The 25,615-nt window shown below is 50.3% G+C and carries 24 protein-coding genes and 1 pseudogene; 6 read left to right on the plus strand and 19 right to left on the minus strand.

Going from position 1 to position 25,615, the window contains the following annotated elements:
- From cheB to ACZ44I_RS05425, 12 genes and pseudogenes are all read right to left on the minus strand, one after another.
- On the minus strand, positions 1–1,053 hold the full coding sequence (gene cheB / locus ACZ44I_RS05370; RefSeq protein WP_464548065.1) for a chemotaxis-specific protein-glutamate methyltransferase CheB: 1,053 nt from the start codon (positions 1,051–1,053) through the stop codon (positions 1–3).
- A 3-nt stretch (positions 1,054–1,056) separates the two neighbouring features.
- Positions 1,057–1,419, minus strand: a complete 363-nt coding sequence (locus tag ACZ44I_RS05375) for a response regulator (protein WP_464548063.1) — start codon at positions 1,417–1,419, stop codon at positions 1,057–1,059.
- A gap of 70 nt (positions 1,420–1,489) precedes the next feature.
- Positions 1,490–2,296: a CheF family chemotaxis protein gene (locus ACZ44I_RS05380; protein WP_464548061.1), complete on the minus strand. Its 807-nt coding sequence runs from the start codon at positions 2,294–2,296 to the stop codon at positions 1,490–1,492.
- 40 nt (positions 2,297–2,336) lie between these two features.
- Complete coding sequence (locus tag ACZ44I_RS05385; RefSeq protein WP_464548059.1) at positions 2,337–3,437, minus strand: hypothetical protein; 1,101 nt, start codon at positions 3,435–3,437, stop codon at positions 2,337–2,339.
- Positions 3,434–5,044, minus strand: a complete 1,611-nt coding sequence (flaJ, locus tag ACZ44I_RS05390) for an archaellar assembly protein FlaJ (protein ID WP_464548058.1) — start codon at positions 5,042–5,044, stop codon at positions 3,434–3,436. The genes ACZ44I_RS05385 and flaJ overlap by 4 nt, the downstream gene beginning before the upstream one ends.
- Before the next feature lie 29 nt (positions 5,045–5,073).
- A pseudogene (locus ACZ44I_RS05395) lies at positions 5,074–6,924 on the minus strand (type II/IV secretion system ATPase subunit); the annotation flags it as partial.
- Positions 6,925–6,927: 3 nt separating this feature from the next.
- A complete protein-coding gene (arlH, locus tag ACZ44I_RS05400) occupies positions 6,928–7,692 on the minus strand; it encodes an archaellum protein ArlH (RefSeq protein WP_464548056.1) in 765 nt (254 codons plus the stop codon).
- A 10-nt stretch (positions 7,693–7,702) separates the two neighbouring features.
- The gene (locus ACZ44I_RS05405; protein ID WP_464548054.1) at positions 7,703–8,155 is read right to left on the minus strand and encodes a hypothetical protein; all 453 of its coding nucleotides are present in this window, start codon (positions 8,153–8,155) and stop codon (positions 7,703–7,705) included.
- Between the two features lie 12 nt (positions 8,156–8,167).
- Positions 8,168–8,668 carry a flagellin gene (locus ACZ44I_RS05410; protein ID WP_464548052.1) on the minus strand — a complete coding sequence of 167 codons (501 nt, stop codon included), beginning with the start codon at positions 8,666–8,668 and terminating at the stop codon, positions 8,168–8,170.
- 52 nt (positions 8,669–8,720) lie between these two features.
- Positions 8,721–9,590 (minus strand): hypothetical protein, encoded by an 870-nt coding sequence (locus ACZ44I_RS05415; protein WP_464548050.1) that lies wholly within the window; start codon positions 9,588–9,590, stop codon positions 8,721–8,723.
- A 229-nt stretch (positions 9,591–9,819) separates the two neighbouring features.
- Positions 9,820–10,410: an archaellin/type IV pilin N-terminal domain-containing protein gene (locus ACZ44I_RS05420; RefSeq protein WP_464548048.1), complete on the minus strand. Its 591-nt coding sequence runs from the start codon at positions 10,408–10,410 to the stop codon at positions 9,820–9,822.
- An 11-nt stretch (positions 10,411–10,421) separates the two neighbouring features.
- Entirely contained in the window at positions 10,422–11,006 is a 585-nt protein-coding gene (locus ACZ44I_RS05425; RefSeq protein ID WP_464548047.1) for an archaellin/type IV pilin N-terminal domain-containing protein, read from the minus strand.
- A 429-nt stretch (positions 11,007–11,435) separates the two neighbouring features.
- On the opposite strand from ACZ44I_RS05425, the gene ACZ44I_RS05430 reads away from it, so the two are divergent.
- On the plus strand, positions 11,436–12,218 hold the full coding sequence (locus ACZ44I_RS05430) for a hypothetical protein (RefSeq protein ID WP_464548045.1): 783 nt from the start codon (positions 11,436–11,438) through the stop codon (positions 12,216–12,218).
- Between the two features lie 10 nt (positions 12,219–12,228).
- On the opposite strand, the gene ACZ44I_RS05435 is transcribed toward ACZ44I_RS05430, so the two are convergent.
- Both ACZ44I_RS05435 and ACZ44I_RS05440 read right to left on the minus strand, forming a co-directional pair.
- On the minus strand, positions 12,229–12,861 hold the full coding sequence (locus ACZ44I_RS05435; RefSeq protein WP_464548043.1) for an ornithine cyclodeaminase family protein: 633 nt from the start codon (positions 12,859–12,861) through the stop codon (positions 12,229–12,231).
- Positions 12,839–13,099, minus strand: a complete 261-nt coding sequence (locus tag ACZ44I_RS05440) for a hypothetical protein (RefSeq protein WP_464548041.1) — start codon at positions 13,097–13,099, stop codon at positions 12,839–12,841. Before ACZ44I_RS05440 ends, ACZ44I_RS05435 begins: the two co-directional genes overlap by 23 nt.
- Positions 13,100–13,239: 140 nt before the next feature.
- Between ACZ44I_RS05440 and ACZ44I_RS05445 the strand changes: the two genes are divergently transcribed.
- From ACZ44I_RS05445 to ACZ44I_RS05455, 3 genes are all read left to right on the plus strand, one after another.
- Positions 13,240–16,101 carry a DUF3458 domain-containing protein gene (locus ACZ44I_RS05445; protein ID WP_464548039.1) on the plus strand — a complete coding sequence of 954 codons (2,862 nt, stop codon included), beginning with the start codon at positions 13,240–13,242 and terminating at the stop codon, positions 16,099–16,101.
- A gap of 313 nt (positions 16,102–16,414) precedes the next feature.
- The gene (gene speD / locus ACZ44I_RS05450; RefSeq protein WP_464548037.1) at positions 16,415–16,837 is read left to right on the plus strand and encodes an S-adenosylmethionine decarboxylase; all 423 of its coding nucleotides are present in this window, start codon (positions 16,415–16,417) and stop codon (positions 16,835–16,837) included.
- Between the two features lie 42 nt (positions 16,838–16,879).
- The gene (locus ACZ44I_RS05455; protein ID WP_464548035.1) at positions 16,880–17,524 is read left to right on the plus strand and encodes a small multi-drug export protein; all 645 of its coding nucleotides are present in this window, start codon (positions 16,880–16,882) and stop codon (positions 17,522–17,524) included.
- Here the strand turns inward: ACZ44I_RS05455 and ACZ44I_RS05460 are convergent.
- Together ACZ44I_RS05460 and ACZ44I_RS05465 are read right to left on the minus strand one after the other, a co-directional pair.
- Positions 17,519–19,924, minus strand: coding sequence for a DNA-directed DNA polymerase (locus ACZ44I_RS05460; protein WP_464548033.1), 2,406 nt, complete (start codon positions 19,922–19,924; stop codon positions 17,519–17,521). The genes ACZ44I_RS05455 and ACZ44I_RS05460 overlap by 6 nt on opposite strands.
- A complete protein-coding gene (locus ACZ44I_RS05465) occupies positions 19,917–20,810 on the minus strand; it encodes a malate dehydrogenase (RefSeq protein ID WP_464548031.1) in 894 nt (297 codons plus the stop codon). The genes ACZ44I_RS05460 and ACZ44I_RS05465 overlap by 8 nt, the downstream gene beginning before the upstream one ends.
- Positions 20,811–20,836: 26 nt before the next feature.
- Between ACZ44I_RS05465 and ACZ44I_RS05470 the strand changes: the two genes are divergently transcribed.
- On the plus strand, positions 20,837–21,724 hold the full coding sequence (locus ACZ44I_RS05470; protein ID WP_464548029.1) for a dihydroorotate dehydrogenase: 888 nt from the start codon (positions 20,837–20,839) through the stop codon (positions 21,722–21,724).
- On the plus strand, positions 21,717–22,484 hold the full coding sequence (locus ACZ44I_RS05475; protein ID WP_464548027.1) for a dihydroorotate dehydrogenase electron transfer subunit: 768 nt from the start codon (positions 21,717–21,719) through the stop codon (positions 22,482–22,484). The genes ACZ44I_RS05470 and ACZ44I_RS05475 overlap by 8 nt, the downstream gene beginning before the upstream one ends.
- Before the next feature lie 2 nt (positions 22,485–22,486).
- Here the strand turns inward: ACZ44I_RS05475 and mobA are convergent, their stop codons facing one another.
- From mobA to ACZ44I_RS05490, 3 genes are read right to left on the minus strand one after another with little or no spacing between them, the layout of a single operon-like run.
- The gene (gene mobA, locus ACZ44I_RS05480) at positions 22,487–23,086 is read right to left on the minus strand and encodes a molybdenum cofactor guanylyltransferase (RefSeq protein ID WP_464548025.1); all 600 of its coding nucleotides are present in this window, start codon (positions 23,084–23,086) and stop codon (positions 22,487–22,489) included.
- Between the two features lie 14 nt (positions 23,087–23,100).
- Positions 23,101–23,565 (minus strand): methylated-DNA--[protein]-cysteine S-methyltransferase, encoded by a 465-nt coding sequence (locus ACZ44I_RS05485; protein WP_464548023.1) that lies wholly within the window; start codon positions 23,563–23,565, stop codon positions 23,101–23,103.
- On the minus strand, positions 23,556–25,553 hold the full coding sequence (locus ACZ44I_RS05490; protein ID WP_464548022.1) for an ATP-dependent DNA helicase: 1,998 nt from the start codon (positions 25,551–25,553) through the stop codon (positions 23,556–23,558). Before ACZ44I_RS05490 ends, ACZ44I_RS05485 begins: the two co-directional genes overlap by 10 nt.
- Positions 25,554–25,615 lie beyond the last annotated feature (62 nt).

The following is a 25,615-nucleotide window of genomic DNA, read 5'->3' on the forward strand; positions in this document are numbered from 1 at the left end:
TTATCCTCCAATCTTCCGGACCGCCCGGTGAATCTCGTCAGCCATCTTCTTCAGGGAAAATGTCTCCTGGACGGCGTTATGCTCAAGTGCTGATCTTGCCATGCCATAGACGAGGCATTCATCTTCACGGACAACAAAAGTTCTCCCCCCCGCCTCTTTTATTGCCAGCATGCCTGCACCCCCGTCACTTCCCATGCCTGAGAGGATCACTGATACGATATTTTTTCCATAGACTTTTGATGCAGATATAAATGTCTTATCGACTGCCGGTTTTACTCCATGGAGTGGCTGGCCGCTTGAATGGACAACCTTTCCGGTGATCCTCCCCGGGGTTGTCTGGGCACTGGTAATGATTGTATGGTATCCTGCCTTTGAAAGGAGGATATTATTCCTGGTAATGATATCTCCATTTTCAGTCTCTTTCACATCCAATGGACAGATACGGTTGAAACGCTCGGCAAGTGCGGCGGTGAACCCAACCGGCATATGCTGGGTGATAACAACACCTGCACCGAGATCTGCCGGAAACATCGAGAGGAGCGTGTCAAGCATCTGCGGCCCGCCAGCCGAGGACCCAATCAACACAAGGGTCTCTGCCTTATCATTATCGGTAACCGAACCCGTTCTCGGTGTAGTCTTCTTCACTATTGCGTCCGGGAGTGTTATGAGATGTTTTATCTTGCCGACAACATCCTCTTCAATAGCCCTGACTTTCCGGAGATCAGTTGGCTTAAGGATAAAATCCGATGCTCCGAGTCGGATCGCTTTCAGTGTCATCTCGGCTCCCTCGGCAGTGAGGGAACTGAGCATCAGAATTTTTGGCTTTTTTGCAAATGGTGATCGCCTGAGCTTCTGAAGCAACTCGATCCCATTCATCCTTGGCATCTCAATATCGAGTGTGATGATATCTGGTTCAAGACGTTCTATCTTTGCCAGTGCGTCAATCCCATCCACTGCGGTTCCCAGGACCTCAATCTCAGGGTCTCGTCCGATGATATCCTTTAGGATCGTCCGCATGAAGACGGAGTCATCCACAATGAGAACTTTTATCATACACTAAGACGCCAGCACATTCTTTACCTCATCAAGCACTTTTGGTGCCTGGAACGGTTTCACAACATATCCTCTTGCCCCGGTTTTAATGGCAAGTTTTACCATCTGCTCCTGTCCAACAGCTGTACACATGACGACTTTTGCACCGGGATCAATTTTTTTGATCTCCTTGAGTGCTTCGATACCGTTCATCTTCGGCATCACAACATCCATCGTAACAAGGTCAGGTTTGAGAGCCTCGTACTTTTCAACAGCTTCAGCTCCGTCTCCGGCTTCACCAACGATCTCATGGCCACCTGAGAAGAGGATGTTTTTGAGAAGGGTTCTCATAAACAACGTATCATCAACAATCAGTATTCTACCCATTCAGCATCCATCCAGATATGTGTGTGGGACGATATTTAGAGTTTTGTCCTGCCCCGGGGTATATCACAAATCAGTTTGCCCCGGATTTGGTTGCATCAGTGATATACCGGACACCTTTTGCAGTGAGCTGAACTTCTCTTCGTATCTCTTTTACTTCTGCCATATTAAGGTTGATTAATTTGTCATAGACGTGATCGATCTCCTTGAACTGAATCTGGAGCATATTCTGAATCGAGGAGGAATCCATTCCTGAATAGACGAGCATGGCAATCTGCTGATCCATTGCACTAAGTTCTGTTCCATCCATCTTAATGCCTTCAGTTGCTTCCTGAAGGAAATTGTGGAGGATCTGGAGGGTTGAGATCTGGGTGAGGATGAAACTTGATACGACATCATGGTGCTCGAGGTGATCGATCCTGACAACATCTGTCGGTTTTTCACTGACCTCCCTTTTGGTGAGCTCAATGTTTGTAACATCATCGATCTGAATACAGATCTGTTTGTTCTGGGTGATACACCAGATACCTGTTTTCAAGACGATAATGGCACCTTTCTCCCAGATGGCGTTTGTCACAAGCACGCCTCCGCGTATTGCAGGCGACATGAACTGCACCATCAGCCTATATCCGCTACATTTCATCAGGATTTTATGCTTCAGAACGAATCTGACCTTTTCAACCGAGACAAGATCGATGACTGAACCATCTTTTCTGATGATGGTGAGGGTGTTCTTCTTTTTTTCTTCCAGATCGACGATATGTTTAAGAGGGATTGTTATATTGACAGGTGGGGGTATGACAAGTTTTTCATCATCAATTGTTATCTTGCAATTGATCCATTCATCATTATGCTGTATTTTGACCGGTGCACTAACCATGATTCTTCACCCCATCTATATTATTTCTACCGGATATTGATTAATTATCCTTTTTTCCTCCTAATATAGTGAGTAGATTGGATAATTCTTCTTCAAGCTCCTCGGGTGAGACATCAACATCCTTTAACTCCCGGACAAGGCTGAGATCCTGTTTTTTCCTGATATTCTTTGTGCCGCTCTTCAGTTCACTGAGGAGATCGCTCTCCCCCATACCCCCTCCGCCGGATTTGGAGAAGAAGGAACTCTTCGTCTCTTTCCCTGTTGCATCGGAAAAACCTACATTTGAACTGATGGTTTCAGCAGATTCACTAAAGCTGAATTGATCCTTATGCTTCTCTTCCCAGCTAACTTCCTCCTCAATCGTTGAGTCGTCCAGCGGATCCTCGATCTCATCCAAAACCTCAAAATCATCCGGCAACTCGTCTTCATCGCCTGTCTCTAATTCATCAAGATCAATTGCGTCGAGATCACCATCAGCAGAGAGGAGATCATCACTGAGAGAGTCCCCAAAGGAATCATCAACCGGCGTGTCCACCGGCTGATCGAAGCCTCCCTCCGGTCGATCGTCATCCAGATCCCCGGCCTGGGCAAGGATCGAGGCGACATCATCTGCCATATATGCGTCATCCTGCCCCATGTCGATGACTGCTGCATCAGCATCAAAGTCATCAAGCCCCTCGTCATCCAGTTCATCCAGGTTGATGTCCCCGAAGAGATCATCATCTTCCAGTTCGTCGTCAATCGATTCGCCACCGTCTGCTTTGATCACACCGGATGAGGAGGCAGGTATCGCCTTCTCCTTATCATCCTTCTTTTTCCTGCCAAAAAGCCCCCCCTCTTTCTTCTCCTTTGGCTTTCGTGCTCCGCCAGTGAGCTTCTTATAGAGATTATAGAAAGATGGAGCCTTCTCAGCAAATCTTTCACCAAATGTCGGTCCTTCCTGCCTGACAGGCTCTTCTGTTTTATCCTTCTCTCTTCTCAGGCTCTTCAGGGAGATTGCCCCGGTGACAAAGAGTAAGAATATGCCAAAGAGTGAGACGATCAATATCAGATAGAGAAATGGCAGATCGATGAAGAGGAGTATTATTCCGATTGCAACGATCCCAAAAAAGAGGAGCATCCTCCGCACTGAATCCTTCATATAATAGTCCCTCCTGTTGAAACAAGCCCTTCCATGCTGAAGAAGATATCAACAACCGGCGGTATTACCAGGAAGAGCATTCCGGTGATGACAAACATTATTGCGATAAAGGGGTAGGCGATGGTCCGATCTCCGCCCACTGCGAGCTGCCCGACTATGACATTGGAGAAGCAGATGATCACGAGGATCTGAACCACATAGGCACCGATTAAGGCTTCAGGAAAATCGATGAACATGCCGATCATCCCCCCGCCCATTGCACCCCCGATTACATCTCCTGACGCTGCTTGCGACGCTGCTTCAAAACTTGTCATCACAGCTGTTATGGATTGTGAGAGGGTGCTCAGAATCTCATACAGAGCGATGAAGATTGCGCTCATCGCAGCATGCATCGGGATTAAGAGAACGACAAAACCCATGCTTGCAAGCTCACGCCGTTTTCTCATCAGCACCTGCTCAAGCATAGAGTCTGCAACAACGGTGCCAATCTTTTTTGCATCGCCACCCATCTTTGCGGTGTCACGGAAGATGCTGAAGTATTTATAGATAAAATTACTCCCGCATTCGCCGATGAATCGTTTCCATGAGAGCTCTTCATCCAGTCCGAGGTTCAGTTTGGAGTAGACTGACAGAAGAAGGGGGGAGAGGGTGGGCATCGATTTTTTATCGACCTGGGCGAGTGCCTGTGACATTGTGATCGATTTTCCTCCCATCATCGCTCCAATGCCCCGGATAAAGTTTGGAAATTCTTCATCACGGGCAATGACATTGCTATTGTCAATATATGCCAGGATCGCAAGCGGGGCGAGCATGATGCCAACAAGGATAAAGACGACTCCCGCCGGAACACCAATTGCCCAGGTGACAAGCCATGCGATGATCGTTACCGGGATGATGATCTTCTCCAGTTTCTTGATCATCGCCTGCTCTTTTGAGGACCAGTCTTCAGATTTATAGACACGATCATCGGTTGGAACCGTCTGAAACATCGTTCCGATACCAAATGCCGAAATCAGGATCACGATTATATAGGTGATCCGAAGTGTCTCCTCAACCGAACCCGGCGTATAGATCGCAACCGATATCATGAGCGTGATGGCAATCACAACAGAGGAGAGGAGCATGGCGATGTAGGCATCCGCCCATTTCTTCAGGAGTTCATATCCTGCCTCCTGGTTGTTCCTGAAGATCTCCATTGATGAGGAGAGCTCACCATTCAGGAAATCTATATCGGGCACCCCGGACTCCATTGCGTTTCCAAATCGCTGAAGCAGGGTCTTCAGAATTGCATTCTCGACCCTCTCTGCGACGATTGTTATCGCCTGGACATAACTGTACCCAAACCGCTTGACAAAGAATTCAATCTTCTTGATCGCCTTTGCCGGTGCATACTCCTTCTTCTCAGCGGTACTTGCAAAGATCTCAGGACGTGTTGCCTTTGCAATGGCAAGTGAATCCATGTACGTAACCATAAGAAGGATATCTGATGCCATCCTGCGGTCATCAAAGACTCTGGTGATCCGTTTGTATATCTTCTGAAAGAGATCTTCAAAGGGGAGTTTCCCCTCATTACTCTCCCGAAGGCGTTCAACAACATCCTCAAACATCTCTTCAGTCGCCTCCGATATCGATCCTTTAAGAGACCCTGCTTCCTGACTTTTGTCAGCATGTTGAAGAGATCATAGTACCGGGTGAATCCTGCCTCATGGAGTTTCTCTAAGATTTTGGCACGTTTTTCGATCTCAAGGTAGATATCGGCTTTCCTCCGCTCAGGAATTCCAAGCAGTGTTGCAATTTTGTATTCGAGGAGGAAACTGATTCCTTTCGCATTAAACGTGAAGGTGTCGGTCACGGGCTCCCATGAGAATGCCTCGACAAAGGAGAATCCCTGGCTCTCAGGATCATATCCGACAAGCTCGGATATGGAGAGGACCCGTCTCACAGTCTCCCCTGTTGGGCGTTTGACTGCACTCTGGATAACAACCACATTCAAACTGTCGACGAAGGTTTTTGGGATGAGGATGGGATCACCTGTTAAACGCTGGATCAGTTTTTCGACACTTGATGCGTGGAAGGTGCTCATGACCGGGTGGCCGGTCTGCATCGCACTAAATGCAACTGATCCCTCAACACCACGGATCTCTCCGACCAGAATCTGGTTTGGCCTCTGACGGAGAGCTGCCCTGAGGAGATCGAACATCGTCACCTCGCCGCCTTCACCCTCGCCTTTGCCTTTGCCTTTTGCAACCTCGCGAGTCCAGTTTCGGTGGGGGATATTCAGCTCCGGAGTGTCCTCAATGGTAACAATCTTATTCTCAGGAGGGAGGAATGCAGTGATGGCATTGAGGGTTGTCGTCTTCCCTGATGCCGTCTCCCCGGAGACAAAAAGAGACATTCCATATTCAATTAATATCCAGAGATATGCGGCACACATGTAATCCATACCGCCGCTGTCGATGATATTTAAGATCGAGAGCGGCTCTCCCATTGCTTTTCGGATGGTGAAGTTGCTTCCATGCCTGCTGATCTCGGTTCCATAGACAATATTGATACGGGATCCATCAAGGAGTGTTGCATCGACGATAGGGCTCTTATAAGTGATTGGACTTTTGATACGCTCTGCCATCTTCAGCACAAAGAGATCAAGTTCATCGGATTTTTTGAATTCGATGACGGATTTCAATCCTTTAAAGATCTTATGCTCGATGAAGATTGGCCCGACACCATTGCAGGTGATATCCTCAATATAGCTATCCTGGAGAAAGGGCTTTAAGACTCCCATGTCGACTTTGTCCCGTATGAGGACGTACTCAAGTGCGGTATATTGGGCGGGGGTGACAATCACTTTTCCATCAGCAGTCTGGGGGACTCCTGGAAATTTACGTGCAACCGAGTCCTTCTTTGTATCCCCGAGATCCTTCTGGAGGAAGTTCATGACTTTATCTTTCAGGGATGTTGAGACTTCACTTTCCCCGGATTCGATGAGTGCGGTATCTGTTGAGGTTTTGATGTAGGTGATCTCTTTTAAGAGTTTTTTGAGGAGATCGGCTCGTTCTTTCTCGGTAACCGGGTCATAATCGAGGGCATCGAGGAGATCCACGAGCTTACATTCGATTGCGGCGTTGAGGTAGCCAACACTGTGAAGAAACGAGGGCTCTATTGGAATATAGTATTGCCTGACATCATTTGGGTCAGGGAGGATATGAACGAATGTCTCGTTTCCGACAGGGTAGATGACATTTGGGCTCTCCATCTTTTTGAGATCTCCTTTCAGCTCAGAGAGGAAGAGCGGGATGCCATAGATATCAACAGGGAATATTAAAAGGTATTCGAGGAGGTGTGGGCTCTCACGGACATACTCCCGGGCATTTTCGGGGAGCATACGGTATAGTGCGGATGACTCAAGATCCCCTTCATAGATCTCTTCGACATCAGCTGTCTGGGGCTGAAAGGGGAGGGTTACGTCCACTGAGAGTGAGGATGCCATAATCTATACTTTTGCTACCGACATTGGGATGATCTTCATGCCATACCCCGGGTGAACCTCAAAGGATACCAGGTTTCCTGTAGTTTTTCGTGCACCCCGGACTTTTCCAACCTCCATCACCATGACGTACTTATCCCCGATAAGTGACTTCTTCATCACCAGGTGAGCATCACAGGTTGAGCGGATCCGAACAAGCGAGTCTTCATCAAATGCATAGGTGTGGAGTGTGATCAGGATGGTTTTTCCATTATCAACGAGGGTCTTGCAGTTTGTGAAGAAGGTCATAACCATATCCGTGGATGCGTATTCAGAGAAGAGTGTGAGGGAGTCGATGATGATGACTTCTGCCTTGCTACTCTGCATGTGTTTCACAAGCCTTCCCAGGATGCCCTGCATATCACCTTCATCCCAGTCAAATCCAACGACATGAAGGGGGAATACCCGAATGTATCCCCATGCATAGTAATCCGAGATGTCCAGGCTCATCGACTCCATCTGTTTCAGGAAGCTCTTGACGGTGCTTTCAGTTGTAAAGAGGTCAACTGTGAATGAATTCTTCATCGCACCCCACATGATCTGCTGGGTGATGACACTCTTGCCGGTGTCGTTCTCGCCCTCGATCAGTGTCATCGAGTAGAGTGGAAGCCCATCAGCAATCTTTCTGTCAATCTCGGGGTTGCCTGTCGAGAGGATCTCCTTGTCTGATCCCCCTATAAGGTCATTTAAGTATGAGTTGCCTGATTCATCCTCATCATCATATACGCCCATTCTTATCACCTCATAGATATGAAGATGCAGCGGTGCCTGTTGGTGTTGCCACCTTCACCCAGATGGGGGGGCTCAGTTCATCAATACTCACACTCATATTCAGCACCTCGCCCGGATCAAGGAATCCGGGGTTGATGAGATCCGGAGTGATTCCGATTTTTTGCCATTCTTCCCGTGTCTGGGTGCCTATGTCGGTGGCAAGAAACAGATCCATCTGAAGAGGATTCATGATCACCGTTGTTCCATCATTTTTTACCAGAATAAAGAGAGTGGTATTATCAGCGATATGATATCCATCGATTGCAATCGAGGTTCCTGTTTTATCTGTCTGCACCTCTGTCATATCCCGCTGTGCTGTCATCACGACTTCAGCGGTGATCAGGGAGGCTCCGATCAGAAGGTATGCGACAACAAGAAGAAGAAAGACCCCTACAATCGCTCCGATTATGGTTGCAAATCCCATCTCAAACACCCCCTAGACGACAGTAAATTCAATGTTTCTCCGAACTCCATTGAGAAGGACGATCTGGAAGGTCATCCGGTCTCCTTCCGCAACACTCCCACTATTTGCTACGATCTCAAGCGTCTCTCCACGATCCCAGAGTCCGTTACTGTTGTCGTCGTAGAGTTCAAAATTCCATCTCCCCGCCATAGGAGATTTTTCCGCGGCTGAATCATATTCCATCCGCCTGATCTCACCCGTCTTTCCAAGATAGATATCAAAACGGGGTATGAGGCTGTCGCCTATCGGGTTTACGCCGGTATTTTTAACCCAGATATAGGCTATGCCCGTTTCATTTATGACGGTATTTACAATTGCAATATCTGTCCGCAACCGATCGTCCATCTCATGGGAGCTCGATACGAAGGTCTCGGATGCAAGGTAGATGGAGGGGAAGACGGCGTTGACGAGCACACCTGCTGCTATGATGGCAGTGATTAGAAATATGGCAGTGACGAAGGTCTCCGAACTCATGATGGCTCATCTATAGAGTTGTTGTTCCTGATATAGTATGGTTTGTATAGTGTTATATCTTATCGATCAGATGTGCCCATTCCTCGCCAGGTTCTTCCTTTGGTAGTTTTGGACGTTTTGTAAAGCCTTTCCTGGTATCCCGCTCCATCATGACGGTGATCATGTCCCGGTCAAGGGAGGTGTCTTCGGGATCCAGGATCTGGTTTAGGACGTAGAGCTCTGAAACAAACTCATCCGCCCCAACCTCATGCTCTTCTCCAAGCGAGGCAGGCATGATCCGGGCGATCTCTTTTACTTCGTCTGCTGCCTCTTTTGTGATGTACCCGATGGACTGGTATGAATCGAGCATGATATCCAGCCTATCATGGCCGTACTTCGTGATGGCAGCCTTTGTCCAGTTGAAGAGCTGGTATACTTTGTGGAGGCAGAGTTTCCCATCCCCCTCCTTCTTCATCGGGAGATCTGCCGGGAGCCGTGTATTGGGATCGACTGCCGGAACCCGTGGGAGTGCGTAATCGGCAGGCATCTCCGGGATGAACTCATCTTCATATATTTGTTGAGGACGTGTATCTCTCTTCTCAGGCAGCGGCTTCTCCCTCTCTCCGATTGGACGGGAGAGGAGCTCTTCTACCTTCTCCTCAAGCTCCTGGATCCGGGCTGCATCTTCCAGGGTTCTCTCTTCGAGCTCCTGGATTTTTGCTGCATCAGCGGGGGTGAGCCCAGCAACTATCTCGCCCCCCTGTGCAAGGACGGTCAGCGGATTATCGGCTTCGTTCAGACGCTCACGTATATCGATCAGAAGCTTCTTGATCGATTTCTTCATGAGGTCGACTTCCTGTTCCAGATTCTGCAGTTTAACCTCGGGATCGTCGGCGGAGGCGGTCGCCAGAATGTTATCGACCTGAGATTGGTTTACTGCCATATGCTAAGTATATTATTTGAGTGATATATAATAGTTTTGTTTAATTCAGAGGGATTGGAGTATTATGTGTGGGGGATGGGGGGATTCTGGTATGCCGGGGTTCCCTGTTATTGGTCCGGTGAGAGATGAATAAAACCCGCTCCTGAAGGAAGGAATCAATCATATTGTTGGCTCAGGAGCCTCAGCGTATCTGTCAGGATTTCAAAAAAAAAGGAGAGATTAAAGTGGTTTACCTGAGAACGTTCACTGGTTTGATATCGGCAGGAGTTGTCCGAACCACAGTTGTCATGGCACCAACTTCTGGTTGCATTGAGATGGTGAAGCGTGTGTCTGGTCCAATAGCTTTGTTATTTGGAGCTCTCACGGTAATCTGGAACTTCTCATTCGGGTCAAGAACCAGATCGCCGGGATTGACTTCATCATAGATGTTGGTAACTGCCCATTGTCCACGGTCTGGATCTCCTTTAGCAGTATCGTTTGCCAATTCCAGAATTTCTCTGTAATCAGGTGTTGCCAATGTAACACGCATTCGAGCAATATCCATCGGCTGGTTACCGGAAGTTAAACCAATGGTATAGGAGATGTTCACAATAGAGCTATTCTCAGTAGTAGAAGTTCCATTGAACCCATAGACGTCGCCAAGTACTTCTATACTTGATGCTGCCTGTCCCATTCCAGTGTGGACGACTGTCTGTGCCTCCTGGGCCGTGAAGAATCCTGCGCCGAGCATCACATACGAGAATACTGCGGCGACGACGACGAAGGCGATCAGGACGATCGCAGCCTCAAGGCCTGTAAATGCATTTTCATTCTTCTTCATGATACATCACCTCAGTAGACCTCGTATACTTTATTATCCGCAAGCGAGAGTGGTGCATGACGCTTGATCGGGAGTGAAGCACCAACCGGGGGTTTCACCTCAATCGTGAACGGTTTGTTAGGTTTCACGATGTCAGTAAGATTATTGGAGGTACCACGCTCTATTGTAATTTCCAGAACATCTCCCCGTTCAAGAAATGTCTTACTATCAATTGCTTTTCCCTCACTGTACCAGGTTTTGTTGATCGCAGTATCACTATCCGAAAGTTCATAATACTTTTCTTCAGACGATAGAATATACGTAAATTTACTGGTATCCATTGGTGCTCCGCCAGCGGCAAGCACCACTGTGAATGAAATGTTGTTGACCTTGTTTGCAGGAGTGGTATCGGTCATTAACACAACCGGTCCCGAGACCTCCATGTTAGCAGTGGCAGTGCCAACTGCGCCATACACAGTCTCCTGGCTCTTCTGGGTTGTGAAGAACCCGGCTCCGAGCATCACATATGAGAAGACCGCAGCGACCACGATGAATGCGATTAAGACAATCGCAGCCTCAAGGCCGGTGAAGCCGTCCTCTTTTCTTTTAAGACTCATTTTAAAAATCACCTTCTTTTCCTGTTTAGAATACTGGAATCATTCCTATCGGAGCGAATCAATATTCATAGTTTCCTAGTGTATTCAATAATATAAATAGATATGTATCATACCTATCCTGAGGGTTCGTATAGAGGGATTGATAAAAAGGGATGGATAAAGAGCGATGCTGGCAACAGGTACTACAAATGAATGTATAGAGATGCATAAATGAATATGTAGAGATACTGCAGATGGAGCATCTTCCCCCGACTATCCAGGGGAAGATACACGGGATAAATCTGGAACAGAGTCATCCTGCCCATTAGCTCTCTTCTCAAAATATATATGGGGTGATGACATACTAGTAGTATTATTCCATGGATCAGGATGGAATCTATATGCAGACTGATATACAGGATGATATACAGGATTGATGGGTGATGACTGATGGATAAGAAAGATGGGATGATCTTCCTCACCGGGATCTTTATCATTATCATTGTAGCTCTCGTCATCAAGCCGATGGCAACCGGCGAGAGCCCGGATCTGGGCATACCGGAGATCCCCTCATTACCCGGTTTCGGAGACGAGCAGGCACCGGCACCGACTGCACCCCCGACACCGGTGCCGCTTGGCCAGATCCGGATCCCTCATCCATCAACTGTTGAAGGTGCCGGGATTGGCGATCGTCCTGTTCAGGTCTGGGATGGCTCCCCGATCCAGCTCGGGTATGTCGATCCGGGCACCTATCACCTGACACGGGATGATACCTATCTTCAGGCAAATGCCCCCTTCGACTCAGGGCCCAGAACACCTGAACTTGCAACCTATGCCACATTCAGCGCCGGTACAGGCGATGGGTTAACATCCGGAACCCCCCTGACGACCGAAGTCTTTTATATACCATTTCCCCGGTGGGAGATCTGGTATACTCTGGAGACATCGGTTGATCCTGCAGACTCCGGAACTGTGAGCGAGGGTATGATATCCGGTGTAGTTGGATATCCCCGGTTTACCATCACCGTAATGGATGCAGCAGATCCCAGCAGAACGGTTGCCACCATCAGCCCGACAAGCGGTGGCATTCTTGACAGTAGCCTCTGGGAAGGAGATGATGATCCCCGCCCCTGGAAACATAAGTTCTATGAAGGGGGACGGAGCTACTACATGATCATTGAACGGCGGCTCATCGACTCCTATGAGATTGATATCAAGGTGCCGGTGGGATAAGCCGGTCCCCTTATTTGATCTCTATTCCTTCCATCCTTTCAACAACAAGCCTTGCAATCGCCAGATCCTGTACCGCAAGACCGGTTGAATCAAATATCGTGATTGATTCTGCCGAACTCCGCTCTTTCCGGCCAATCACCACCTCCCCGGAATGGATCGCCTGCTCATAATCATCCACAAAGACCTCGGCACGGGCCAGCAGGGCAGGGTCAAGCTCCTGCTTGCCGGGGGCATCGGCTCCGATGGCATTGATATGGGTTCCCGGGCAAATCCATTCTGATCTGATCAGCGGCTCCCGTGATGGGGTTGTGGTGACGAGGAGATCGCAGTTGCAGGCTTCTTCAATTTTCCTGACGCTTTTTGCCGGAGACTGCTGATATGCCCCGCCAAACCGATCCGCATTCTCCTTTCTCCTGCTCCATACGATCACCTCTTCGATATCACACTCTGCTGCGATTGCATGCAGCTGGGCCTCTGCCTGCCGCCCGCTCCCGACAAAACCTATTGTGAGCGGCTTCTTCTCTGCAAGGTATTTCGCAGCAACTGCCCCGGCTGCTCCTGTTCTCATATCGGTGAGGGCGGTTGCATCGATTAAGGCGATCTGTATCCCTGTCGCGGGATCAATCAGAATAATCGTTGCCATCACCATCGGCAGGCCATGTGCAGGATTGCCGGGGTGGACGTTTTACGATCTTGACACCGGCAAGATTCTGTGAGGGGATTGAGGCGGGCATCGTCCGAAAATCACCCTCCGGGAAGGTGATATCGATCTTTGGAGGCATCTGGACATTGCCCCGTCCATGCTCGGCAAAGACGCCCTCGATGGCATGGTTCACTTCGGGGTAGGTGAGGTTCCCGCCTGCATCGGGATAGTATTTCATAGATGAGTAATGAAGGGAGGGAGTATTTTGGTCTGTTGGTTGTGGTAGGGGGAGGAATTATTTTCAATTAGTGCCCTCTTCTGTGTAATCCTCTCCTCCCCACCATCACCTTTTACCTTCTCCGGATCGAATACTTTCCCATGCCTCCGCGATTCCGGTACTTGCGCTCAGACTTTACCCCCTCCCCCGTTGATGTCATTCATATGGATCTCACCTTTGCCATCTCGGATACCGAGACCCGCGTTTTAGCAGAAACCCTCTTCAGGACAAAGGCTGCTCCCATCCGCTCCCTCCGCCTGAACGCAAAGGGACTGGAGATCCACTCCCTCTCATGCCGGGGACACTGGATTGAATATGTGGTGGAGGAAGATGGCATCATCATCACTTTTGGAGATGAAATCCCTCCCGAGACCGAATTTGTCATCCGGAGCGAGACGATCTGCTACCCATCCCATACGCTCCTCGAAGGCCTCTACTATGATGAAACTCCGAAGGGTGCGCCGCCCACCCAGATCACCCAGTGCCAGCAGTGGGGATTTCAGCGTCTGGTCCCCTGTATCGACGAGATGACAGCCAAATGCAGATACAGGACAACCATCATCGCCGACTCGCGGTATACCCACATGATCTCAAACGGCGATGTTGCGATCCCCCGCCACCGGCTCACAAAAGGGCATTCACTCTCCCACTCCTCACGGTTCCTGCACCCCCACCCTGCCCCGGAGGAGCTTGATTCAATCACCTATGAGAATATCACGACACCGATGGCGCCATATCTCTTCTTCCTTGGTGTTGGCACCTATGACTCCTTCCAGCGGACTTTTGAATACCCTTCAGGAAGGGCATTTCTCCTCGAAATCCTCTGCCCTCCGGGATCTGATCCGATACGGGCAGAACAGGCGCTTGATATCCTTGAGGATGGCATCCTCTGGGTCTATCTCTTCACCGGCCCCCATTGTTATGAACAGGTTGAGGTCAGGCATGAGATCTACCGGCTCTATAACAAGCGTGCAAAACTCAGGAGACGCGGGGCAGATGAAGAGGATCTCATGCGGATATCCCGCCAGATGGAGCACCTTGATCAGGAGATCGTCGGGGGGTACATCTATACAGGTTCGGTGTACCGGGAGATCGGGATGCAGAACTCCGACTTTGGTGGAATGGAGAATGTCGGCAATACCACCATATCGACAAATCGCCTGATGCCGTTTGCCGGTATGACTGATGCGGGCTTTGAGTACCTGATGCGGGTTAAACTGCATGAGTACTATCATAACCTGAATGGCTCCGAAGTCACAGGAGAGACGCCATTTGAGATATGGCTGAATGAAGCCGTCACTGTCCATATCGAACAGCAGTACCATGCCTTCCACTTCGGCGAGGAGTATAGCCGCCTCCAGACAGTCCTCTCTCTCCTTGACCCAGCGGATGGAACGTTTGCACGGGATTCCGGGGCGGCTGCAATGCCGATTGAGCCTGATGGTTTCAATGATCCAAATGACCTGATCACCTCGGTCACTTATGTGAAAGCCCCTGAATTTGTCAGAATGGTTGAGTTGATCCTCGGAAAAGAGCCTTTTGTCTGGGCTCTCTCGCTGTACCACAGGAAGTTTGCACATTCAAATGCAAGCCGTGATGACTGGATCAACCTGATGGGATCAATCGCCGGTATGGATCTCGGACCGATGGCAGAAGGGTGGTTGAAGCGGGCAGGCTTCCCCACAGTCACTGTTCTTCCATCATATAATCCCAAAGACCGCTGCTGTACTCTCCGCCTTCGCCAGTCCGGGGGCGATCCTCCCTGGTGCTTCCCCTTTACGCTTGCCCTGATGAAGGCTGATGGCACAGAAATTGCTTCAAAATGCCATCTGGTTCAGGATGCAGAGGAGGAGATCATTCTTGAAGATGTCGATAATCCCGACTATTACTCATTGAACCGTGGGTTCTCCTTCTACGGACTCCTTGATTATCATCCTGAAGAGGATCTCCTGTATCTTCAGGCACGGACCGATCCGGAGATCACTGCCCGGTTCCTTGCATATCAGTCTCTTGCCTCTCTTGAGATCCTCCGTCTTATGCAGGACCCGGGAGCAGAACCCTCTCAGGAATTCATCACCCTCTATATCGATCTCCTCTCGGATGCCGAACTGATGGAAGGGGCCGGTGCGCATTTCCTGACAATCTTTGAGGATGGAGGTGATCCCGCCTTTGCCCATCACTATCTGGCTGCCTATCATGCACGGCGAAGCTTAGAACTGGCGATTGCAAAGGCACATGCTCCGACTCTTCTGGCACTGTACCGGGCATACCACCAGACTGATCATACCTGGGAATCAATCGGAGGTCTCGCCGTCTTCATCAGGAACCGCCAGGTGAAGAACCTCTGTCTCCGCCTCCTCGCCCGGCTTGACACCCCGGACGTCCACGAGATGATCAGAAACCAGTATCGGAATACGCATGTTGCAACCGATCGTATGCATGCATTCTCTCTCCTGATCGCCTCATCCGTCCCGGATCGACTGGAATTATTCCGGGAGATGATGGATACATCAAGAAAGGACCCGGTTGTCTGGGAACAGTTCCTTGCTGCAACAACAAGCGCAGATGCCGATGATCTGGTCTCTCTTCTCAGAGAGATTGAAGGCTCAGGCTATCTCAGGATAGAGCAGGCAAATGATCAGCGGGCGCTCTATGGGTGTTTTGCCAGGAATCGTAAGATATCCCTTGAGACAGATGAAGGGAGATCATTTTTAGCAGATGCCCTGTTCCGCCTGATGGATGTCAATGAATATACAACAACCGGACTTCTTACCACCTTCTCGCATATTGACCGGATGGATACAAAAACCCATATACCTTTGATGGCGATACTTGTCGATCTCTTAAACCATGCCTCCTCCTTATCAATCCGACAGACACTAAAAAGGATTATCCTTGGGAATCCTACTGCACTTGCCACTTATCAATCACTGAAGGGTCATGTTCCTGATCTGGAACCCTGAAGCAAGCCTGATGATCTGTTGTCAGATGTGATTCACTCCCTCCTATCTTTATATACTCATATCAATTTCAAAAAGCGCATGACCTGAAATCTCCTCTTTTTTTTATCGATGTCAAAATTGAGCTTTTTCAAATTTATTCGATTTTAAATGCTTATTTTTAGATTGGCTATTGTAAAACTTAAATCAGTCGATTTTGACCAAAATAAACTCTCTGGTTACGTAATTGAATGATTATAATCGTTTTCCAACTGGGAAATATTTATATACTGAATTTTGAAACCTATTAGTATCCAAAGAGGGAGATTGTAAGACTTTGACCCAGACTATGCAGATACCAAAAGAACTGTCCGACAGAGAGATCATGAACCATTTCAAAGAGGAGAACATGTGGGGCCTCTGCACAGCAATTGATCTGAAGAATTGCAACCCGGATACGATCCGTGACCCGCAGAAAATTCATCAGTTTGTTGTAGAAGTCTGTGATCTCATTGATATGAAACGCTTCGGTGAACCGGTCATCGTAAATTTCGGTCCAAATGAGCGGGTTGCCGGTTATTCATTAGTACAGCTGATTGAAACCTCCTGTATCACCGGGCATTTTGCAAACGACACAAACGGTGCATACCTTGATATCTTCAGCTGCAAGGAATACCCGCCGCAGATCACCGCTGAATTCTGTAAGAAATTCTTTGGCGCAGAGGAGATCAGAACAACGGTCTTCTTCCGCTCCATCTAAACCTTCAAACACCTTTATTTTCAATCCCTCCCAATCCTGATTGTGGATATACCTGATGAGTATCCCCTGATCGGGATTGTCGTTCCATTTCTGCTCATTCTGATCTATGTTGCCATCTCTTCTCTGTTCCTGCCCCCGTTCCTTCTCATCACACTTCTATCGGTGGTTCTTGCCTACCTCGCAACTCCGATAGGCAGATGGATCATTCCTGTTGCCATCGTTGCGGGATTTCCCTGGTGGTATGCCGGTCTCACCGTCCTTGTCCTTGATGCCGTCGGAGCCCTCTTTATGGCGTGGAATTTCCAGCATCTCTTTGCCATTCCACGAATCGGGGTATATATGGAAAGGCTCATCTCGGATGTTGAAGCCATGATTGCTGAAAAACCCTGGATGGAGAGGTTTACTGCATTCACCCTCCTCCTCTATGTGACGCTCCCGATACAGGGTGCCGGCTCCCTGATGGGATCCGCAATCGGGAGATTGATCGGAATCGATCCATGGAAAGTCTTCTGGATCATGGTTTTTGGATCAGGAATCGGATCATTTGGGATGGCTTTTGGATCCGATGCCCTGAGGATCTTTTTGATCGGCAATATCGCAACAGGCATCACTATACTGCTCATCATGCTCTTCTCCGCCGTCTTCACCTACCTCTCGTACCGGGCACTAAGGCGGCGGAGACTATGAGATCCCAAACATCGCAAGTGTTGTGTTCCGGGGATCAATCTCATCCCAGTCCCATCCAAGACCTTCAAGAATTCGTGAAATCGGCCCTTTTACCGTCTTCTCAAGCATCGTCTCCCAGTCGATGACAAACTCCGGCGGCACCTGATCGGGATATTCAAAACAGATGACATCAGTCTTTGGGTAGGTGCTTGTGACATTTTTGATATAGACACGCTTTGGCTTGCTGCCTTTCTTAAAATCTGTCTTCAGGTAGGTATTTGAGTAGATTGCACCCCTGATATGTGCATCTTTTGTATCATAATCCTGAAGATGTTTGCCGATGCCGCCTGGGATACCGGCATCCTCAAGCGGACAACGTCCCGCACGGTAATGCCGGATTACCTCTCTGAGGTACTCCTTCACGGAATCGAATCCGGCACCCTGGAGGATCATCTCCATCACGGTCTTCTGGACGATCTTTGTAATCTGGGGTGAATCAGATCTCCTCATCTCAAAGCCGACGATATCGATCTGGTCAACCGTTGCCCCTTCCTTCCAGATGAGATGTCCGGCATACCGTTTCTTTCTGCCTGCCTGGAAGAACCGGCGATAGACTTTCTCGAACTTTATCGAGAAGTAATGCGTATCTGCATTCAACACCTCCTCTGCAAAGGCACGGAAACTCTTATTCAGCTCTTCCTCGATCTCACGGGCGATCAGTATGGTCTGTTTTAGATCAGATGGCGGTAGTTCGACAAAACAGGAATCGGTATCGCCATACAGGACAAAGTATCCTTTCTTGTCAATGATATCCCGTGTATGCTGGATGATCGCCCGTCCGACAGAGGTGACCGCAGATCCGATCTCCCGATCATAGAGCCGGAAACGGGAATACCCTGAGACACCATAGTAGGTGTTCATGATCACCTTCAGGACATTCTGCTGGAGATCGTAGAGGATGTACTCATCAGATCCATATTCAAAGGTGTTCCTGATCCGCTTCTTCTCATCCCGCTCGGCGAGCAGTTCCGATATGATGCTCCGGGTAAGTCCGTCAGGAGATCGTTTGAACCGGATTCCGTTTGGAGCCTTGATCTCACCTGAGGGATCTTTTGTCTCGGGAGAGGCATTCAGGGTCATCATCGCCATCGGGTAGAGGGATTTCAGATCGAGAACAATGACATTCTCCCGGACTCCTGTTGCAGGTTCAAAGACGGTTGCCCCTTCAAACTCATCCCCTGCTGCATTCCCCTTCGAGGGCAGGACAAACGTGCCTGATGCTTTTCTCAGGATATAGATATCAATGACATTTGATGAGTTCAGGGTCCGATCGAGCGGGCATCCGACATAACGTGCAATCTCCTGGTAGAACCGGATAATCGTGTTCTTTGCATCGATCCCGACACAGAGCTCCACATCCTTGTAATTGTACTCGATCAGCTTCACCGGATCCATCTTCCAGAGATCAAAGACTGTTCCGGTGTACCTGACTTTCCGCTCTCCGAGTTCATCCTCTGCAATTGCGTCAAGACGGTAAGACTCCTTCTGCGACCCCTGCATCTTCTTGTATGCAGTCAGGAGATCGAAGACAACACGGCCGCGGATCGCATTCCGGTCGGTCTGGCCAGGCAGACGGGAGAGATCAGCCGGGTTCAGCCCGAGTGTTGCCATCCTCCGGGTAATATAGGCGATATCAAAGTCGAGGATATTCCAACCGCTGATGATATCCGGGTTTGTATCCCTGATATGTGCAGTAAAGGCAGTGAGCATCGCTCTCTCGTCAGGATAGGAGCAGATCGTATGCCGTCCCTCGGAGAAGCAGCCGTTTGCGTACCCGCCGTTTTGTACTTCCCCCTCAGGTGATGTCTTCGCATCAGGTGATCTCAGCAGGAAGGTTGTGTACCGGGTATCAAAGGAGTCATAGCAGGTGATACAGAAGATCGGCTGCTTTTCCGGCTCAGGAAAACCATCTGAATCATCGCATTCGATATCGAGGAAACAGACGCGGGCAGGCGCATCAACATCGGCTGGACAAACCTCGGTATATTCGACGGTTGTTCCCGGCACCCTCACCCCGCCTGTTACATTGCAGTCGATCATGAACCGTGTGGCAAAGGGTATATCTGCCTCGAAATGGTGATAGCGTTCACGGACATCACGGATATCTCCCGGCCGCCGGGTATAGAGCCGGACAACCTCTTCGCCCTTGATCGTCTTTGACCGGATATCCGAGACTTCAACGGTGTCAGGATGGTTCTCCCGTGCCGCCTCACCTGCCGGGACATAGAAATACGGCCGGAACCCGGAAACATCCACCGCCACAGCCGATCCATCCCTCTTTCGCCCGAAGATATGGATCAGGGGACCGCCTGGGGCATTGCTGTACTCAACCTGGATGACTGCTATCTCAAGTTCAGACATCAAGCCTCCGGCAGAGGGACTTTAGGAATGCTCCGGCTTCATCAAGCTGCCCCCTCTCCCATGCATCAAGCGGCCAGTTTGGGATCACCTTCGCACCATTCGAAGAGACACGAACCGGAACTCCCATCGCACAGTTTGAATACCCGTATTCACCATTAAGGGAGAGTGCAGCGGTTATTGTATCGCTCTTCTCACCCTTCAGCATCCGTACAAGATCAATGATATGGGATGCCGGTCCAAAGGCGGTTCCGCCCTTGCCTGAGATAACTTCCATGCTTGCTCCCCGTAGTTCTGCGAGGATCTTCTCCCGCTCTGGAAGTGGCATCTCCCTGCCCAGATGAGAGAAGAGGGGTACCTGATGTTCGCCATGCTCTCCAATCACAAACGCAGGTCCGTCAATCCCGCGGCTTCCGAGCGCTACCTCAAACCGCCGGGAATCGAGCTGCCCGCCAAAACCAATGCAGTCCTCCTGCGGCATCCCGAGTTTCTTCTGGAAATAATAGCAGAAAACATCCATTGGATTTGAGACAACAATCAGTTTCCCACCAAATCCTCCCAGATGTTGTATACATGCCTCGGCAACAGAAAGGTTTGCATCGAAGAGGTCCGCCCTCGTCTTAATAGAGGGATTGCGGGGTGATCCTGCTGCAAATATGCAGATGTCCGCATCATGAATCCTGCCAGTCTCTGTAGAGATTGGTATATCCGTATTCGTATGGAGGAGATCGAGGGCCTGGGCGCGGAGGAGTGGCTTGTAGACATCTGCTAAAATCAACTCATCGATAATACCGAGGGTGGTAGCTGCAAAGGCACATTCTCCCCCGATTCGCCCGACGCCAAGCACTGCAAGGCTCGTCATAATACTGGTACTATGGGGTATGCTCATTATTAAACAGCACCAATTCCCTCTGGATGATTACATTACAAAAGGATCAGGTCTCTGTCGGGGGGGTTGATCTTGATAACCATCTCATCCTGGCAGCAGGAGTCCTTGGAACAACCGGAGCATCCCTCTTGCGTATGCGCCGCCTGGGTGCCGGGGGAGTGGTTACCAAATCAATTGGTCCGGTCCCAAAAGAGGGGCATGCCGGCCCCTGCCTGGTTCCGCTTGAAGGGGGGCTCATCAATGCGATGGGGCTCCCAAACCCATCAAAGAATTTTGTACCTGAACTGGAGACTCTCTCCGGGGAACCTGTTATTGTCAGCATATTCGGGGGAACACCCGCTGAGTTTGGCGAGGTTGCCTCCTGGTTTGAGGGAATTGCAGCCGGATTTGAACTGAACCTCTCCTGCCCCCATGCAGAGGGGTACGGTGCTGCGATCGGATCCGATCCCGCCATGGTCCGTGCCTGCACCGAGGAGGTGGCAGCATTTGGGAGGCCTACATGGGTGAAACTGACTCCTAATGTCACTGACATCGGTGCCATCGGGCGGGCTGCAGAAGAAGGCGGGGCAACTGCCCTTGTTGCAATCAATACCGTCCGGGCGATGCGGATCGCAATCGATCTCAGGCGGCCGGTGCTTGGGAACCGGTTCGGGGGTATATCGGGTCCGATGATCTTCCCGATTGCGCTCCGGTGTGTCTATGATCTCTATGAAGCCTGTTCGATCCCAATCATCGGGTGCGGCGGCGTCTCCTCTGCTGCGGATACAATCGAGATGATGATGGCGGGTGCGTCTGCGGTGCAGATCGGATCTGCCGTCTATGATGACTGTTCTGTCTTCAAAACCATCGCAGACGAACTCTATTCGCAAGATGGAATTTCTGCCGCCGAGCTCGTGGGGTGTGCCCATGCGTGATGGGATGCCGGTTGTGGTGACGGTGACTGAGGTCATCGACGAGACTCCGACTGTGAAAACACTCCGTTTTGATCGCGAATTTGCCATCCTCCCCGGCCAGTTCTGCATGGTATGGGTGCCGGGAATCGATGAGGTGCCTATGGGTTTCTCGTCGCCTGATTCGATCACCGTCCAGAAAGTGGGGGAGGCAACAGCGGCACTCACCTCGCTTACACTAGGAGAGATGATCGGCATCCGGGGCCCCCTTGGAAACGGCTTCACACCGAAGGGGCGGGTCCTTGCGATAGCAGGCGGTGTCGGTGTCGCCCCGCTCTATCCGCTGGCTGTAAACGGGTCCGTTGATACCTTCATCCTCGGTGCACGGACAGAAGCAGAACTCGTCTTTGCCCGTTCGCTTGCTGTTCTTACCGATCTCAAAATCGCAACTGATGACGGGACTGCCGGGTACCATGGTTTTGTGACCGGGGTGCTGGATGAACAGATCGATCCCCTCTCCTATGATACGATCTGTGTCTGCGGGCCTGAGATGATGATGAAAGGGATTTTAAACCGCCTTTCAGATGCTGGGATTGCCGATCGCGGTCAGTTCTCGCTTCACCGGTACATGAAATGCGGTGTCGGGGTCTGCGGATCATGTGCGATCGATCCGGAAGGTCTCTGTGTCTGCCGGGACGGTCCGGTCTTTACAGGGGATCGGATCATCAATTCTGAATTTGGAACGTACGCACGGGATGCAAGCGGCCGGAGAAAACGGGTCTGAACCTATTTTGACCCATTAATTGCTTTTAGATCTCCCAGATCATTGATATTTGTAAAGGATTTCAGGTCCGGGTCAATCTCCCGGATCTCCTGAATCTGAATAAATTTTGTATTGATGCTCCTGATCATCTCACGGAGTGAGTACGAGGCATGGGTGGCGATGTATGCCTTCAGTGCATCCTTTCTATAGACGGCATGCAGGGGTTCGTACATCTCTTCATTCCAGTAGGGCACTGCAGAATCGGCATCTTGTATTGAAGTGAAGAGTAACTCGACAACGTCAGATCGAATACAGGGCATATCACAGGCAGTAATAAAAATAAGATCGCCTTCTGCCTCTTCGACACCTGCAATGATCCCGCCAAGCGGTCCGATTCCGCGTACCTGATCACAACAGATTTTTATGTCCGGGATATCCTGAAAACGGCGGCATTGCTCCTCGTCGCGGGCGACGATGATGATCTCGTCTGTAGCCTTTGAGAGAGCAGAGATCAGATGGGAGAGGAAGGATTTCCCTCCGTAGGTGAAGAAATACTTCTCCATTCCTCCCGATCGCCGTGCCTCGCCACCGACAAGGATCAATGCAGTCCTCTTCTCATTCATGGTGAATAATAGGTTTATTTGATTTTCTCAAATTTATGGATGTTCTTTTGTCTCTGGCTTTCAAGCCTGAGAAGGTCTACCTTGATTCGGATATCCGGTGTAAAGCCCCCGACATCCTTCTCTCCAACGACACGGTGACAGGGGATCACAAGCGGTGTCGGATTCCTCCTGAGTGCTCCTCCGACTACCCGTGGATGGGTGCCTGATGCGTCTGCTACCTCACCGTATGTCATCGTCTTCCCATAGGGAATGCCTCTCACAACCCTGTAGATTGCAGCAGATGTCGATTCCCCTTCATCTGCCGGGGAGCGGAGTTCCGAGAGATCAGATCGTTTCCCAGCGAGGTATTCGGTGATTGCCGGATGAAGTCCGTCTTCCCCATCAGAATGTCCAAACCAGACCCGATAGATATACTCATCATCCCATGCAGCAGAGACCGGCCAGAGACCGAATCTCCCGCTACCTTCCCTCATCGCCATCGGGAGAGCACCCCGGGTATCATATCGGCGGTAATGGCAGTCATCTCCTCCTGCATCCAGGGTGGGAGGCCGCTTTTTACCTCGGTATCGAGAAACCTGCTGTCTCCGAGGATGAGCACCCCGCGATCATCCGGCGTCCTGAGCACGCGACCGAGTGCCTGGGCGGCTTTGTTAATGGCGGGAAGTGTATAGGCGATGAACTCCCCGTCTTTTCCAAACTTCCGTCTGAAATACTGGATGCTCATCGCCCTCACCTGGGTATAGGGGGCAAGAGGGAGCCCGACGACCATCGCACCCGAGAGGAGTTCGCCCCTGTAGTCGAGCCCCTCACTCCATTTGCCGCCGCAGACAGCAAAGAGGATGCCGGATTTTTTCTTTGCAGGGAGTCCGAGGAATTCTGCCAGCATTTCTGTTGCCTCACCTGCATCACGCGGCTCTACAAATACTTTCTTCTTTCTGATGGCGCACCGATCTGCATATTCGCTCATGATCTGGTACGAAGGGAAGTAGACTGCGAGGTTGCCGGGCACCCCGGCAAAAGCCGTGATCGTCCGGACAGTCCGCTCGATGTTGCCTGCATCCTGCCTCATACGAAAGGCGGTCGTGATATCCCCTGATGTGAGGAGAAGGCGGTTCTCTTTTGGAAATGCATTTGGTATTGAGAGGGTGGCAACATCCATATCCTCAAAATAGTACTGCCTGAAGCTGTTGATTGGAGAGAGTGTGCCGCTGATGAAGATCGAGGCGTGGTGGGATCCAACAATAACCTTGAGTTTCCCGGCAGGATCGATATTCCTGACCTCAAGGATCACCGAGTCCTCCTCTTTCCGAAAGACAGTCAGGTATGCCGGATCGGTTGCCGAGCAATGGATTCGGTAGAGGAACTCGCAGAGCCGTTCGATGGAGGTCTCCTTGAACTCGCCTTTCTGGAGGCTCTTTTCCCGCACGACATCACTGATTGCAATGATATCCTCAACAATTGCCGCCATCGACGGGTAAAGGGAGCCTTTTGTCAGTATCCGATCGAAGATTGCCGGGTCAAACCAGTCCTCGGTCTCATTTGAGCGGCGGAGGCCGTCCATGAAGTCACGTATCCTCGGCAGCACATGCCTGACAGCTTCTGCACCCTTCACCTTCGACTTCAGGGATGAGAGTTCATGAGATGCCTGCTGGATGTCCCGCTCCTGGAGGGAGACACTCTGGATCCCCTGTACCACATCCCCGACATTGTGTCCTTCATCAATGAGAAGGATGATGTCCTGCGGCTCAACATTTAGCGAGACGAGCAACTGCTCCCTGATATCGTCATTAAAGAGATGATGGTAGTTTACGATGATGACATCCGCATGTTTTGCCGAGGTCATCATCAGATCATAGGGGCAGAGGCTGCCAGCATATGCATGGAGATTATCGGGGTTCACGACATTCAGCGCGGCTTTCTCGGCTTTTCTCCGGATCTCCTGCGATGGCACCAGCCTGAATCCTTCATCCCCTTCAAGAAAGACCCTGCTGTTGACGAAATACGGGCAGATGAGCGGATGGTCACGGTCCTGGCGCTTGATCTGCCTCAGAATCTCCGGATCCTTTGCAGGCACAAGCGATCCCTTTATCGCCCGCTCCCGCATCAGGGCGCTGGTGAAGTTCTTCACTCCTTCACATTGCCGGTACACATCCCCGATCCCGCCGAGCGGGCACATGCTCCGTTTCCCGATCAGGTAGGTGAACTTCAGCCCCGGCTTCTTCTGCCTGATCAGATCAAGCTCCCTGATGAAGGTATTCAGCTGGCTGATCGTCCTGACAGCAACAAGAATTGTTCTTCCCTTTGATTCTGCAAGGAGGGCAGAGATGACACTTGATTTCCCGCTCCCGGTCGGCGCATCGATCAGGAGTGTGCCGCCGTTTCTGGTTGTCTCTGCTGCGGCATTCAGCATCTTCTCCTGATGAGGGCGGTAGCGGGTATAGGGGAACCAGTCGTCAATAGAGCTCATATAATTCTCTTATTTTGGAATGTTGGATATCCTGTTGTTCAGGATCATTGGGTAGCAGATTA

The sequence above is a fragment of the Methanocalculus pumilus genome (assembly GCF_055382585.1).